This is a genomic window from Amycolatopsis methanolica 239, assembly GCF_000739085.1.
Lineage (GTDB): Bacteria > Actinomycetota > Actinomycetes > Mycobacteriales > Pseudonocardiaceae > Amycolatopsis_E > Amycolatopsis_E methanolica.
In genome coordinates this window covers 2,946,360-2,958,310 of the sequence record NZ_CP009110.1, presented here as the reverse complement: position 1 = coordinate 2,958,310, position 11,951 = coordinate 2,946,360, and the positions used below count along the sequence as shown (strand labels likewise).

Annotated in this window: 14 protein-coding genes and 1 pseudogene; 5 read left to right on the top strand and 10 right to left on the bottom strand. The window is 71.5% G+C overall.

The annotated features are described in order from the left end of the window. Positions 1-26: 26 nt before the first annotated feature. On the top strand, positions 27-1,355 hold the full coding sequence (gabT, locus tag AMETH_RS14165) for a 4-aminobutyrate--2-oxoglutarate transaminase (protein ID WP_026153971.1): 1,329 nt from the start codon (positions 27-29) through the stop codon (positions 1,353-1,355). A gap of 213 nt (positions 1,356-1,568) precedes the next feature. Here the strand turns inward: gabT and AMETH_RS14160 are convergent, their stop codons facing one another. The 6 genes from AMETH_RS14160 to AMETH_RS14135 are packed head-to-tail and all read right to left on the bottom strand — an operon-like array spanning position 1,569 to position 5,465. Beyond that, positions 1,569-1,844: a muconolactone Delta-isomerase family protein gene (locus AMETH_RS14160; protein WP_017987921.1), complete on the bottom strand. Its 276-nt coding sequence runs from the start codon at positions 1,842-1,844 to the stop codon at positions 1,569-1,571. Positions 1,845-1,856: 12 nt separating this feature from the next. Then, positions 1,857-2,558, bottom strand: coding sequence for an alpha/beta fold hydrolase (locus AMETH_RS14155; protein ID WP_017987920.1), 702 nt, complete (start codon positions 2,556-2,558; stop codon positions 1,857-1,859). Further along, entirely contained in the window at positions 2,555-3,394 is an 840-nt protein-coding gene (locus AMETH_RS14150) for a class III extradiol dioxygenase subunit beta (protein ID WP_017987919.1), read from the bottom strand. Before AMETH_RS14150 ends, AMETH_RS14155 begins: the two co-directional genes overlap by 4 nt. Before the next feature lies 1 nt (position 3,395). Further along, the gene (locus tag AMETH_RS14145) at positions 3,396-3,740 is read right to left on the bottom strand and encodes a protocatechuate 3,4-dioxygenase (protein ID WP_017987918.1); all 345 of its coding nucleotides are present in this window, start codon (positions 3,738-3,740) and stop codon (positions 3,396-3,398) included. Positions 3,741-3,750: 10 nt separating this feature from the next. Further along, positions 3,751-4,623, bottom strand: a complete 873-nt coding sequence (gene purU / locus AMETH_RS14140; RefSeq protein WP_017987917.1) for a formyltetrahydrofolate deformylase — start codon at positions 4,621-4,623, stop codon at positions 3,751-3,753. After that, on the bottom strand, positions 4,620-5,465 hold the full coding sequence (locus tag AMETH_RS14135) for a methylenetetrahydrofolate reductase (protein WP_017987916.1): 846 nt from the start codon (positions 5,463-5,465) through the stop codon (positions 4,620-4,622). The genes purU and AMETH_RS14135 overlap by 4 nt, the downstream gene beginning before the upstream one ends. 162 nt (positions 5,466-5,627) lie before the next feature. Between AMETH_RS14135 and AMETH_RS14130 the strand changes: the two genes are divergently transcribed. The 3 genes from AMETH_RS14130 to ligM are packed head-to-tail and all read left to right on the top strand — an operon-like array spanning position 5,628 to position 8,442. Then, the gene (locus AMETH_RS14130; protein ID WP_017987915.1) at positions 5,628-6,347 is read left to right on the top strand and encodes a PIG-L deacetylase family protein; all 720 of its coding nucleotides are present in this window, start codon (positions 5,628-5,630) and stop codon (positions 6,345-6,347) included. Beyond that, a complete protein-coding gene (locus tag AMETH_RS14125) occupies positions 6,344-7,033 on the top strand; it encodes a 4-carboxy-4-hydroxy-2-oxoadipate aldolase/oxaloacetate decarboxylase (protein ID WP_017987914.1) in 690 nt (229 codons plus the stop codon). Before AMETH_RS14130 ends, AMETH_RS14125 begins: the two co-directional genes overlap by 4 nt. A 5-nt stretch (positions 7,034-7,038) precedes the next feature. Continuing rightward, positions 7,039-8,442, top strand: coding sequence for a vanillate/3-O-methylgallate O-demethylase (ligM, locus tag AMETH_RS14120; protein WP_017987913.1), 1,404 nt, complete (start codon positions 7,039-7,041; stop codon positions 8,440-8,442). A gap of 49 nt (positions 8,443-8,491) precedes the next feature. Here the strand turns inward: ligM and AMETH_RS41475 are convergent, their stop codons facing one another. The 4 genes and pseudogenes from AMETH_RS41475 to AMETH_RS14110 all read right to left on the bottom strand — a co-directional run bounded on the left by AMETH_RS41475 (position 8,492) and on the right by AMETH_RS14110 (position 10,551). Next, complete coding sequence (locus AMETH_RS41475) at positions 8,492-9,043, bottom strand: SLC13 family permease (RefSeq protein ID WP_267283516.1); 552 nt, start codon at positions 9,041-9,043, stop codon at positions 8,492-8,494. Between the two features lie 163 nt (positions 9,044-9,206). Further along, positions 9,207-9,644: pseudogene (locus AMETH_RS41470) on the bottom strand (SLC13 family permease); the annotation flags it as partial. Continuing rightward, positions 9,533-9,766: a hypothetical protein gene (locus AMETH_RS40120; RefSeq protein ID WP_223843307.1), complete on the bottom strand. Its 234-nt coding sequence runs from the start codon at positions 9,764-9,766 to the stop codon at positions 9,533-9,535. The pseudogene AMETH_RS41470 and the gene AMETH_RS40120, both read right to left, overlap by 112 nt. A gap of 191 nt (positions 9,767-9,957) precedes the next feature. Further along, complete coding sequence (locus AMETH_RS14110; protein ID WP_017987910.1) at positions 9,958-10,551, bottom strand: TetR/AcrR family transcriptional regulator; 594 nt, start codon at positions 10,549-10,551, stop codon at positions 9,958-9,960. 93 nt (positions 10,552-10,644) lie between these two features. Here AMETH_RS14110 and AMETH_RS14105 point away from each other — a divergent pair, with 93 nt between their 5' ends. Beyond that, the gene (locus AMETH_RS14105; RefSeq protein WP_017987909.1) at positions 10,645-11,949 is read left to right on the top strand and encodes a cytochrome P450; all 1,305 of its coding nucleotides are present in this window, start codon (positions 10,645-10,647) and stop codon (positions 11,947-11,949) included. The last annotated feature ends 2 nt before the right edge of the window (positions 11,950-11,951 follow it).

Here is an 11,951-nt window from a genome sequence, read left to right as displayed (position 1 = left end):
TGACGGGTCACTTCCGAAACTGGGACATGACCACGAGCACGGGCACAAAAATCCGCCAGCAGCGGCGGCTGGAGACGGCGATCCCGGGACCGCGATCCCGCGAACTCATGGCACGCAAGGGCGCCGCGGTCGCCGCGGGGGTCGGCACCACGATGCCGGTCTTCGCGGCCGCGGCAGGCGGCGGCATCGTGGTCGACGTCGACGGCAACCACCTGATCGACCTCGGCTCGGGCATCGCGGTCACCACGGTCGGCGCGAGCAACCCGCGGGTCGCGCGCGCGGTGCGGGAACAGGTCGAGGCGTTCACCCACACCTGTTTCATGGTCACCCCGTACGAGGGGTACGTGGCCGTCGCCGAGGCACTCGGCCGGCTGACGCCCGGCGATCACGAGAAGCGCACGGCACTGTTCAACTCGGGCGCGGAGGCCGTCGAGAACGCGGTCAAGATCGCGCGGGCGCACACCGGCCGCGGCGCGGTGGCCGTGTTCGACCACGCCTACCACGGCCGCACCAACCTGACGATGGCGATGACCGCGAAGTCCATGCCCTACAAGCACGGGTTCGGGCCGTTCGCGCCCGAGGTCTACCGCGCGCCGCTGTCCTACCCGTTCCGCGACGGCGGGCTGTCCGGGGCCGAGGCGGCGGGCCGGGCGCTGGACGTGATCGAGAAGCAGGTCGGCGCGGCGAACCTGGCGGCGGTGGTGATCGAGCCGATCCAGGGCGAGGGCGGGTTCGTCGAGCCCGCGCCCGGTTTCCTGCCCGCGCTGGCCTCGTGGTGCCGGGCGAACGGCGTCGTGTTCGTCGCCGACGAGGTCCAGACCGGGTTCGCCCGCACCGGCGACTGGTTCGCGTGCGACCACGAGGGTGTGGTTCCGGACCTGATCGTGACGGCGAAGGGCATCGCGGGCGGGCTGCCGCTGTCGGCGGTGACCGGGCGCGCGGAAATCATGGACGCCGTGCACGCCGGCGGGCTGGGCGGCACCTACGGCGGCAACCCGCTCGCGTGCGCGGCCGCGCTGGCCGCCATCGAGACCATCGAGCAGGACGGACTCGTGGCCCGCGCGCGGGAGATCGGCTCGCTGCTGGAGTCCCGGCTGCGCGGGCTGGACGACCCGCGGATCGGCGACGTGCGCGGCCGGGGCGGGATGATCGCGGTCGAGCTGGTGCGGCCGGACACTCTCGACCCCGACGCGGCGCTGGCGAAGGCGGTCGCGGCGGCGGCGCACGAGCGCGGGGTGATCGTGCTGACCTGCGGCACGCACGGCAACGTCCTGCGGTTCCTGCCACCGCTGACGATCAGCGACGACCTCCTGCACGACGCGATGGACGTGCTCGGGGAGGCGCTGCGCGCGTAGCGCTCCCGAGGTGCCGGTCCGCACGAGTCGTGGGGCAGCGCCGCGCCACGCCGAGGCAAGCGGCGGCGTGGCCGGCAGCGCCAGGCTGCGCACTCAGCGCGCCCAGGGACGCGCCGGGCGTGCCCTGCACCTCCGGGAGGTGCTCCGCACGGCTGGCGGCGAGCAGCGCCACCGTGGCCGGAGCTGCCGCGCCCTGCGCGACCTGTCGCACGCTCAGCGCTCCTGCGGATGCGTGGCCAGCGGCTCCACCGTCACGTCCATCCATGGCCACATCGGCAGGGACGTCAGCGCGTCGTGCAGGGCGGCGGGGTCCTCGGCTTCGTAGAGGCCGATCGTGGCGTTGCGGCCGGGGACCCGCCACAGCCGCTTCAGCACGCCGTCCGCCCGCAGCTCCATCGCCCGCTCGCGCTCCGCCTTGCGCAGCTGGTCGCGGGTCTGGCCGGGCGTGTCGGCGGGCAGCCGGTTCTCGGTGCGGACCAGGAACTCCACGAAGACTCCTCCTCAGACCAGGGACAACAACAGGCCGGCCAGGTCCTTGGGCGCGGTGACCATCGCCTCGTGCCCGGTGGCGATCGTGTGCACCGGCCAGCCCCGCGCGGCGGCCCGTTCCGCGTGCGGCTGGAAGACCCGCATCCAGTCGGTGCACTCGGCGAACGCGGCGGGCACGCGCTCCACCGCGCCGGTCAGGCGCAGCGGTTCGGTGTAGCTCAGCCACGGGTGCGGGGTCAGCCGGGCGCTCAGCCAGTCCACATCGGACTGCTCCGTCACCCCGAGCACCTGCAGCGACCGCACCGGGATCAGCCACCCGAACCCGGCCGTGGCGACCGACTCGCGGTAGTGCCCGGCGATCGTCTCCGGCTGCAGGTCGACCGCGGCCTCGCCGTCGTCGCCGACGAACGCGTCCAGGTACACCCGCCGCGCCACCCGGTCCGGCACCCGGTCGGCCACGCCCGTGATCACCTGCCCGGCGTAGCTGTGTCCGACCAGCACCACGTCGTCCAGGTCCCACGTCCGGATCAGCGCCACGACGTCCTCGACGTGCGTGCCCAGCCCGACCGCCGGGCTCAGCAGGTGCGCCCGGTCGCTCACCCCGGTCAGCGTCGGCGTGTGCACCTCGTGCCCGGCGGCCCGCAGCAGCGGCGCCACCCGCTGCCACACCCAGCCGCCGTGCCACGCGCCGTGCACCAGCACGAAGGTGCTCATGCGCCCAGCTCCTCGAACAGCGCCAGCCCGGCGGCGGTGTTGGACGCCGGCACGTGGTAGGTCTCGTGCACCCGCCGAATGTTGTCGCTCAGCGCACCGCGCATCACCAGCCACATGATCAGCTCGATCCCCTCCGTCCCGGCCAGCCGGATGTAGTCCTCGCGGCTCAGCGCGGCCAGCTTCGCCGGCTCGGTCTCGATCGCCTGCAGGTACATCCGGTCGAACTCGCTGTTGATCAGCCCGGCGCGCGCGCCGGCCAGCTGGTGCGACATCCCGCCGGTGCCGAACACGGCGACCTTCTCCGCGCCGGGGAACGACCGGATCGCCCGTCCCAGCGCCTGCCCGAGCGCGTAGCAGCGGGCCGCGGTGGGCTGCGGGTACTGGATCACGTTGACCAACAACGGGATCACGCGGCACGGCCACGCCTCCCCCGGCTCCGGGCAGTACACCGACAGCGGCACGGTCAGCCCGTGGTCGACGTCGAGGCGGTGGAAGGTGGCCAGGTCGAACCCCTCGTCCACCAGCTCGCACACGAGGTGCTCGCTCAGCTCCGGCGCGCCTCGCACCACGGGCACCGGGCGGCGGCCCCAGCCCTCGTCGGCCACCTGGTAGGACTCCGCGGTGCCGATGCCGAACGTGGGCACCAGGTCCAGGTCCACGGCGTTGGCGTGGTCGTTGTACACCACGATCGCCACGTCCGGCGTGTGCTCGGCCATCCACTCCCGGGCCGGGGCGTAGCCGTCGAACAACGGCTTCCAGTACTCGTCGCCCGTCTTGCCCTGGTCCATCGCCGCGCCGATCGAGGGCACGTGCGAGGTCGCCAGACCCCAGCTCACCTCAGCCAAACTTCCGCCCTCCCGAGCGCAGCGCCGCCGCGAACTCCTCCGCGGTGATCCCGGTGAACACGCCACCGAGGTACTGCATCGACTTCTGGTCCATCATGGCCAGCTTGTAGGTGTAGAAAATGGACGCTCCCAGGTCGAGCATCCCGGTCCAGTCCCGTTCCAGGACCGCCTTCTTCTGCTCCGGCGACAGGCCGTAGGAATCGCAGTAGGCGGCCTCGTCGGCGCTGAAACGCTCGCGGTTGGCCGCGTCCTTCAGCGACAGGCACATCCGGTTCAGGGCGTAGCCCCGCCTGCTGGCCGTCAGATCCAGGACGTAGTCGTCGCGCGCCTGGCCCATGGTCCCTCCTTCAGAAGACGACGGTGGTGTTGCCGTCGCGGATGACGCGGTCGTCGCAGTGCCAGGACACGGCGCGGGACAGCACGAGCCGTTCCACGTCGGCGCCCCGGCGCTGCAGGTCGCGGGCGGACTCGCGGTGCGACACGCGGATGACGTCCTGCTCGATGATCGGCCCCTCGTCGAGGTCCTCGGTGACGTAGTGGGCGGTCGCGCCGACCAGCTTCACGCCGCGTTCCTTCGCCCGCTGGTAAGGACCCGCACCCATGAACGCGGGCAGGAACGAGTGGTGGATGTTGATCACCGGCACGCCCAGCTCGTCCAGGAAACCGCCGGACAGGATCTGCATGTACCGGGCCAGCACCACGAGGTCGACGTTGCCCTTGAGCAGGTTCAGCTGCTCCTTCTCCGCCTCGGCCTTGCGCTCCTTCTCCACCGGCACGTGGAAGAACGGGATGCCGAACTGCCGGACGTCGTCGCCGACGTCGGGGTGGTTGGAGATCACCATCGGCACCGTCATGCGCAGCTCGCCGCGCCGCTGCCGCCACAGCAGGTCCAGCAGGCAGTGGTCCATCTTGGACACCAGGATCGCGACGCGTTTGTGCCGCCGCGCCTCGACCAGCCGGTAGGTCAGGCCGAGCTCGTCCACCAGCTTCGCGTCCAGCGCCTCGCCCAGCGCGGGCAGTTTCGACGGCAGGTCCGGCAGGTGGAAGACGGTGCGCTGGAAGAACCGGCCGCCCGCGGGGTCGCTGGTGGACTGGTCGAGCGCGACCACGTTGGCGCCGTGCCCGGCCAGGATCGCCGACACCGCCGAGACGATGCCCGGCCGGTCGGCGCCCTGCACGATGAGCCGCCCGTAGTCCTCGGCGACGATGCTGCTGGTCACGGCCTGCCCTCCTCGACGCCGAGCGTGGCCAACAGGCCCTGCCGCCACCGTTCGGTGCCCGCGAGCTCGTTGAAGGTGAAGATGTGCAGGCCCCGGATGTTCCCGGCGGGCCGGGACGCGAGCCGCCGCGCCAGTTTGCCGGGCTGGTAGGCGCCGGGCAGCAGGAACCGCCACAGCAGGCTCTGCTGCTTGCGCAGGAACCGCGCGGACTGGCCGAGTCCGAGGCCGGCCGAGATGCGGATCAGCTTCTGCCGGTTGACCGGCCCGGGGATGCCGACGTGGATGGGCAGGTCGATGCCAGACGCGGCGATCCGCTCCGCCCAGGCGTGCGTGGTCGCGGCGGTGAAACAGATCTGCGTGAGGATCCGCGTGGCCAGCGGCGCCTTCTGCTTCAGCGCGAGGTCGACCGCCTCCTGGGGGATGACGCCGTGGCCCTCGGGGTAGCCGCCGATGCCGATCGCGCGGAACGAGTGCCCGGCGCGTTCCAGCGCCTGCAGCAGCGCGTAGGCGTCGGGGTAGGGCCCGGCCGGGGCGGGTGCGTCACCGCCGACGACGAACACCGAGTCGGCGCCGGCCTCCCGCAGGCGGGACGCCACGTCGGCGACGTGCCGGTCGTCCCGGAACAACCGCGCGGCCAGGTGCGGGGTGGCGCGGTAACCGTGGCCGAGCAGCCGTTCGGTGAGGTCGAGGGTGGTGTCGAGGCCCTTCGCCTCGGTGACCGTGACCGTCAGCGGCACGGTCACCGGCACGTGCTCGAGGACCTTCCGTTCGGTGCTCGCGAACGGCATTACCTCGTAGCTCATGGCGCGCACGAGTTCCGCCAGGCGACCGGAGTGGCTCATGCAGCCCAGTAGACCCGAGCCGGCGCGTGGTTTCGCCCGGCATCGAGACAGCCCGGGGCGCGACAAATGACGCACGCCGGAGCCGCCTGGAGGACCTCACGGCGGACCTGTGCGGCTCCTAGTGTCCATCGTGGGTGCCGACGACGACACGAGGAGAAGGCGATGACGTTACTGGTGGTCAGCGCGCACGCGGGGGATTTCGTCTGGCGCGCGGCGGGTGCGATCGCCCTGGCCACCAGCCGGGGCCGGCGGGCGAAGGTGCTGTGCCTGAGCTTCGGCGAGCGCGGCGAGTCCGCGAAGGCCTGGCGCGAGGGCAAGACGCTGGAGGAGATCAAGGAGATCCGCCGCGGAGAAGCGGAAAACGCCGCCGGAGTGCTGGGCGCCGAGATCGAGTTCCTCGACGCCGGCGACTACCCGCTGCGGGAGACCCCGGAGCTGGTCGACCGCATGGTGCGTGTCTACCGGGAGGTCAACCCGTCGGTGGTGCTGACCCACCCGCTGGCCGACCCCTACAACGGCGACCACCCCGCCGCCGCCCACATGGCGTTGCAGGCACGGGTGCTGGCGCAGGCCATCGGCTACGACGCGCCGGGCGAGCCGCTGGGTGCTCCGCCGGTGTTCTTCTTCGAGCCGCACCAGCCCGAGCAGTGCGATTTCAAACCGAACGTGCTGCTGGACATCACCGAGGTGTTCGACACCAAACGCAAGGCCATGGAGTGCCTGCCCGCGCAGCAGCACATGTGGGACTACTACACCGATCTCGCCAAACGTCGTGGCGTCCAGGTCAAGCGCAACGCGGGCCCGAACCTCGGGCTGCCGCACAACACCATGGGCGAGGCCTACATGCGCCTGTACCCGCAGGTGACCGGGGAACTCGCATGAGGACGGTCGTCGTCACCGATCCCCCTCGCGCCCCCATCCAGCAGGTCGACGCACTCGCCGAGTTCGGCGTGGCGACCGTGCACGAGGCCTTGGGGCGCACCGGTTTGCTCGGCCCGGAGCTGCGGCCGATCCAGGACGGCGTCAGGGTCGGCGGCACCGCCGTCACCGTGTTGTGCTGGCCGGGCGACAACCTGATGATCCACGCCGCCGTCGAACAGTGCCGCCCCGGCGACCTCCTCGTCGTCACCACCACCTCCCCCTGCCACGACGGCCTGTTCGGCGAACTGTTCGCCACCGCCCTGCAATACCGCGGCGTCCGTGGGCTGGTCACGACCACCGGCGTCCGCGACGTGGCCGACCTGCGGGCGATGAACTTTCCCGTGTGGTCGGCCGCGGTGTCGGCGCAGGGCACCGTCAAAGCCACCGCGGGCGCGGTCAACGTGCCCATCGTCATCGGTGGACAGCTGATCCACCCCGGCGACGCGGTCCTCGCCGACGACGACGGCGTCATGGTCGTGTCCCGCGCCGACCTCGGTCGCGCCCTCGACCAGTCCCGGGCCCGCGCGGAGAAGGAAGAAGCCACGCGGAAGGCCTTCCGCGACGGCCAACTCGGCCTCGACCGCTACGGCCTGCGCAGCAAGCTCACCGACCTGGGCGTCACCTACGTCCCCTACCAGAACGGATGACCCTCATGACCGCCAAGAACCTGCAGGAAGTGCTCGACCAGGCCGGGAACACGGTCGAGCTGCTGCGCGACTCCCAGCTCGGCGCCTACATCTACCCCGTCGTGCCCAGCGAGTTCACCAACTTCCGCCGCGAGGTCACGGCCTGGCGGGAGACCGCGGTGCTGTTCGACCAGAGCCACCACATGGTCAACCTCTTCATCTCCGGACCGGACGCGCTCAAGCTCATTTCCGACACCGGCATCAACAGCGTCGCCAAGTTCCCGGTCAACACGGCCAAGCAGTTCGTGCCCGTCTCCCCCGAAGGCGGCGTGATCGGCGACGGCATCCTGTTCCACCTCGCCGAGGAGGAGTTCGTCTTCGTCGGCCGCGCCCCCGTCGCGAACTGGCTCACCTACCAGGCCACCCGCGGCTACAACGTGGATGTGCGCCTGGACCAGCGCTCCCCCTCCCGCCCCTACGGCAAGCCCGTCAGCCGCGACCTGTGGCGGTTCCAGATCCAGGGCCCGCGCGCCTGGGACGTCATCGAGAAGGTCAACGGCGGTCCGGTCGAGCGGGTCAAGTTCTTCCGCATGGGTTACCTGACCATCGCCGGGGAACGCGTCCGCACCCTGCGCCACGGCATGGCAGGCGCGCCCGGACTGGAGATCTGGGGCCCTTACGAGACCTACGACAAGATCCGCGACGCCATCCTGGAAGCCGGCCGCGAGTTCGGCCTCGAACCCTGCGGCGCCCGCGCCTACTCGTGCAACACCCTGGAGTCCGGCTGGATCCCCTCACCCCTGCCGGCCGTCTACACCGCCGACGAACTGCGCCCCTACCGGGAATGGCTGCCCGCCGAGAGCTACGAAGCCACCAACGCGCTCGCCGGCAGCTTCGTCTCCGACGACATCCGCGACTACTACCTCAACCCCTGGGAACTCGGCTACGGTTCGTTCGTGAAGTTCGACCACGACTTCATCGGCCGCGACGCCCTCGCCGCCATCGACCCGGAAACCCAGCGCCGCAAGGTGACCCTCGCCTGGCACCCCGAGGACATCGGGAAGCTGCTGGCCAACCCGGTCGCCAAGGACGGGCCCGTCTACCAGTTCTTCGACCTGCCCAACGCCAACTACGGATCGTCCAACTTCGACTCCGTCACCGACGCCGACGGCAACCTCGTGGGCCTGTCCCTGTTCACCGGCTACAGCGCCAACGAACGCACCGCCCTCTCGCTGGCGACCGTCAACCCGGACGTCCCGCTGGGCGCCGAGGTCACCGTCGTCTGGGGCGAGCCCGGCGGCGGCAGCCGCAAGACCACCGTCCAGCCGCACGAACAGGTCGCCGTCCGCGCGATCGTCAGCCCCGCCCCGTACTCGGCGATGGCGCGGGAGTCCTACCAGCCGGGCTGGCGCACCGCCGTGACCGTCTGACCCCGAGCAGGCCGGCCGCCACCCGACGGGGGTGGCGACCGGTCATCCATCACGCGAAGCCGACCGCGGCGACCATCACCGGGATCAGCAGCATGATCAGGATCGCGCCGAGGACGTCGAAGGCCGCGCCGGACCGGATCATCTTGGTGATCGGCACCGCGCCGGAGCCGTAGCCGTAGCCGATCGCGTTCTGGGGCGTGGACACCGGCAGCATGAGCCCGAACGACGCGGCGAAGGTCGCGGCCAGCGCCGACGTGAACGGGTCGACCCCGGCGGCGATCGCGATCGGGATGACGATCGGCACCACCACAGCCGCCGACGCGGTGTTGGAGGTCGTCTCCGACACCAGGATCGCCAGCAGCACCGCGAAGACCGTCAGCGCGATCCCGCTGCCGATGCCGAGCGCCCCGGCCAGCCCGTTGCCCACCCGCTCCGCGAGCCCCGTGTCGGCCAGCAGCGAGCCGAAGATGATGCCGCTGCCGAACAGCAGGATGGTGCCCCAGTCGATGCGGGCGGCCTCGGACCAGGTGAGCGTGAACCGGCGCTCCCGCCAGTTCGTCGGCAGCACGAACAGCAACGCCGCACCGAGGACGGCGACGATGCCCTCGTAGCCGGTCGCGGACCAGTTCGTAGGCGCGGGAGTCGTTGCCCGCCACCAGTGCCACGATGCCCGGCGTCACCCACAGCACCACGGTGATGCTGAAGGCGATCTCCTCGACGCCGGTGAGCTTCTTGATTTCCGGGCGGTTGAGCAGGATCAGCAGCACGATCAGGACGACGAACATCGCCACGGAGGCGGGCAGCGCCATCGTGGTCCACTGCAGGAACGAGATCCGCTCGCCGGTGGCCTCCTCGATCAGGCCGCGCCCGATCAGGTTGGGCGGCGATCCGATCGGCGTGAGCAGCCCGCCGACGCTGGCGCCGTAGGCGAGGACGAGCATCAGCGCGATGCCCACCCGCAGCCGCAGCGGGTCGAACCGCTCCCCCTCCGGCATGCGGCCGCGGATCAGCTCGGTGATGACGGTCAGCAGGCCGACCGCGGTGGGCATCATCATCGCGACGGTCGCGGTGTTGGAGATGAACGCCGGGATCACGCACGTGACGAACCCGAGCGCGGCGATGACGCGCCAGGTGCTGCGGCCGACGCCGGGGACGGAGAGGATGAAGAAGGCGAACCGGCGGGCCAGACCGTGCCGCAGCATCGCCCCGGTTCGCACACCCACAGCACCACCACGCCGAGCAGCACCGCCGCCAGGGTTTGCTGGCTGGAGTCCAGCGCGGTGGGCACGAACAGGAAGACGATGGTCACGAGCGGGGCGAGCACGAAGCCGACGGATCGGATACCAGCCCGGCCCATGATGAGTGGGCAGAAGAGCTATTGTCGCGAGTAGAGCCGTGGCGGCGAGCCCCCACGCGACCTTCGGGCGGGTTTCGCCGACGAGCCACCCTTTTTGATCCACCTGCAGGTCGTGTTGGAGGTGTTACTCCGGCGAGCGCCACGACCTGCCGAGCAGGTCAGCGCGACCGGGGCCCCATGAGGAGCATGACGACCTCGGTCGCCACGTCCACCGTGCCCGCCAGGTTGCCGCCCTCCTCCAGGGTGATCGCGATCAGCTCGCGCAGCCCACCGAACAGCGTGATCGCCAGCTCCCGCGACGGCGGCACCACACCGGCCGCCCGCAGTTCCGGCGTGTCCGCGAGCGTGCGCATCAACGCCACGAACGAGTCCATCGTCTCGCGGGACAGCGCGCGGCCGGCTTCGCCCAGCGAGGGCGCCGCCCGCATCCAGCTGAGGCACAGCGCGGGATCGCTCTCCATCGACGCGATCAGCGCCTCCACCGCCTGGCGCGCCTGCGCCTGCCAGGGCGCGTCCCGCTCGACCGCGGCCGCGATGTCCTGGATCATCCGCGCGTTGGTCTGCCGCAGCAGTTCGACGAAGCACTCCTGCTTGCTCGCGAACTGCTCGTAGAAGGTGCGCTTCGACGTGCGGGCGTGGTTGACCACGTCGGCGATCGTGACGTCGTGGTAGTCCCGTTCGCGCAGGGCGGCGGCCATGCCCTGCAGCAGCCGGTCGCGGAACCCGGTGCCCGCCACGTCGAGGTCCGTCACGCCGCCAACCTAACCCAGCCGCTTGACCGGGCGGCACGTCCGGCTCTACCGTGCCTGGTACCCGGCAGTACCACGGTGGAGGTGGATGTCGTGATGACCCGGCTGCAGGACGGCGTGAAACCGGTGGTGCGCTGGGGCATCGGCCACGCGCTGCCCCGCACGGTCCTGCGCGCCGCGGCCCGGCGCGGCGACCTGCAGGCGCGGCTCGTGGCCGAGGCCGCGGTCTCCCCCACCGCCGCGTTGTCCGGCCTGTTCGACGAGATCCGTGGCCACGGCCCGCTCTACAAAGGCTCGTTCGCGTACGTCACGACCAGCCACGCGGCGGTGCGGGAAGTGCTGACCAGCAACGACTTCCGCGCCGGTGTGGGCGCCGGGTCGGACGGGGTGCTGGCGCGGCTGAGCGAGTGGTCGGCGTCGGACCGGCTGCACCCGATCGCGCCGCCGTCGCTGCTGGCGACCGAGCCGCCGGACCACACCCGCTACCGCAAGCTCGTGACCCGGGTGTTCACCGTCCGCGCGGTGGAGAAGCTGCGGTCCCGCACCGAGGAGATCGCCCGCGAGCTGCTGGACGCGCTCGACCCCGGCCGGCCGGTGGATCTCGTCGAGGCCTACTGCGCGCTGCTTCCGGTGACGGTGATCGCCGAGATCCTCGGGGTGCCGCCGGAGCAGCGGCAGCGGGTGCTGGAGCTGGGCACCGCGGCCGCGCCGAGCCTGGACCTCGGGTTGCCGTGGCGGGAGTTCCGCGCGGTCGAGTCGGCGCTGGCCGACTTCGACGCCTGGCTCGGCGGCCACCTGGACCGCCTGCGTGCCGAGCCCGGCGAAGACCTGCTCAGCCAGCTGGTCGCGGCGCGCGAGGACGGGGTCGGGCTGACCGATCTGGAGCTGCGCGCGACCGCCGGGCTGGTGCTCGCCGCGGGCTTCGAGACGACGGTGAACCTCCTCGGCAACGGGATCACCCTGCTGCACGACCACCCCGACCAGCTCGCGGCGCTGCGCGCGGAGCCGTCGCTGTGGCCGAACGCGGTCGACGAGATCCTGCGCGTCGACCCGCCGGTGCTGCTCACCGGGCGCACCTGCCTGCGCGACACCGAGGTCGCCGGCGTGCGGGTGCGCGGCGGGTCGGTGGTGACGACGATCCTGGCCGGCGCGAACCGCGACCCGGAGGTCTTCGAGGACCCCACGAGGTTCGACGTCCGGCGCGAGAACGCCCGCGAGCACATCTCGTTCTCGGCGGGCAGGCACTACTGCCTGGGCGCCGCACTGGCCCGGATGGAGGGCGAGGTCGGCCTGCGGACGCTGTTCGACCGCTTCCCGGAGCTGCGCCTCACGCCCGGCGCGACCCGCCGGAGCACCCGCATCCTGCGGGGCTTCGAGCACCTGCCGGCACGGCTGCGCTGAGC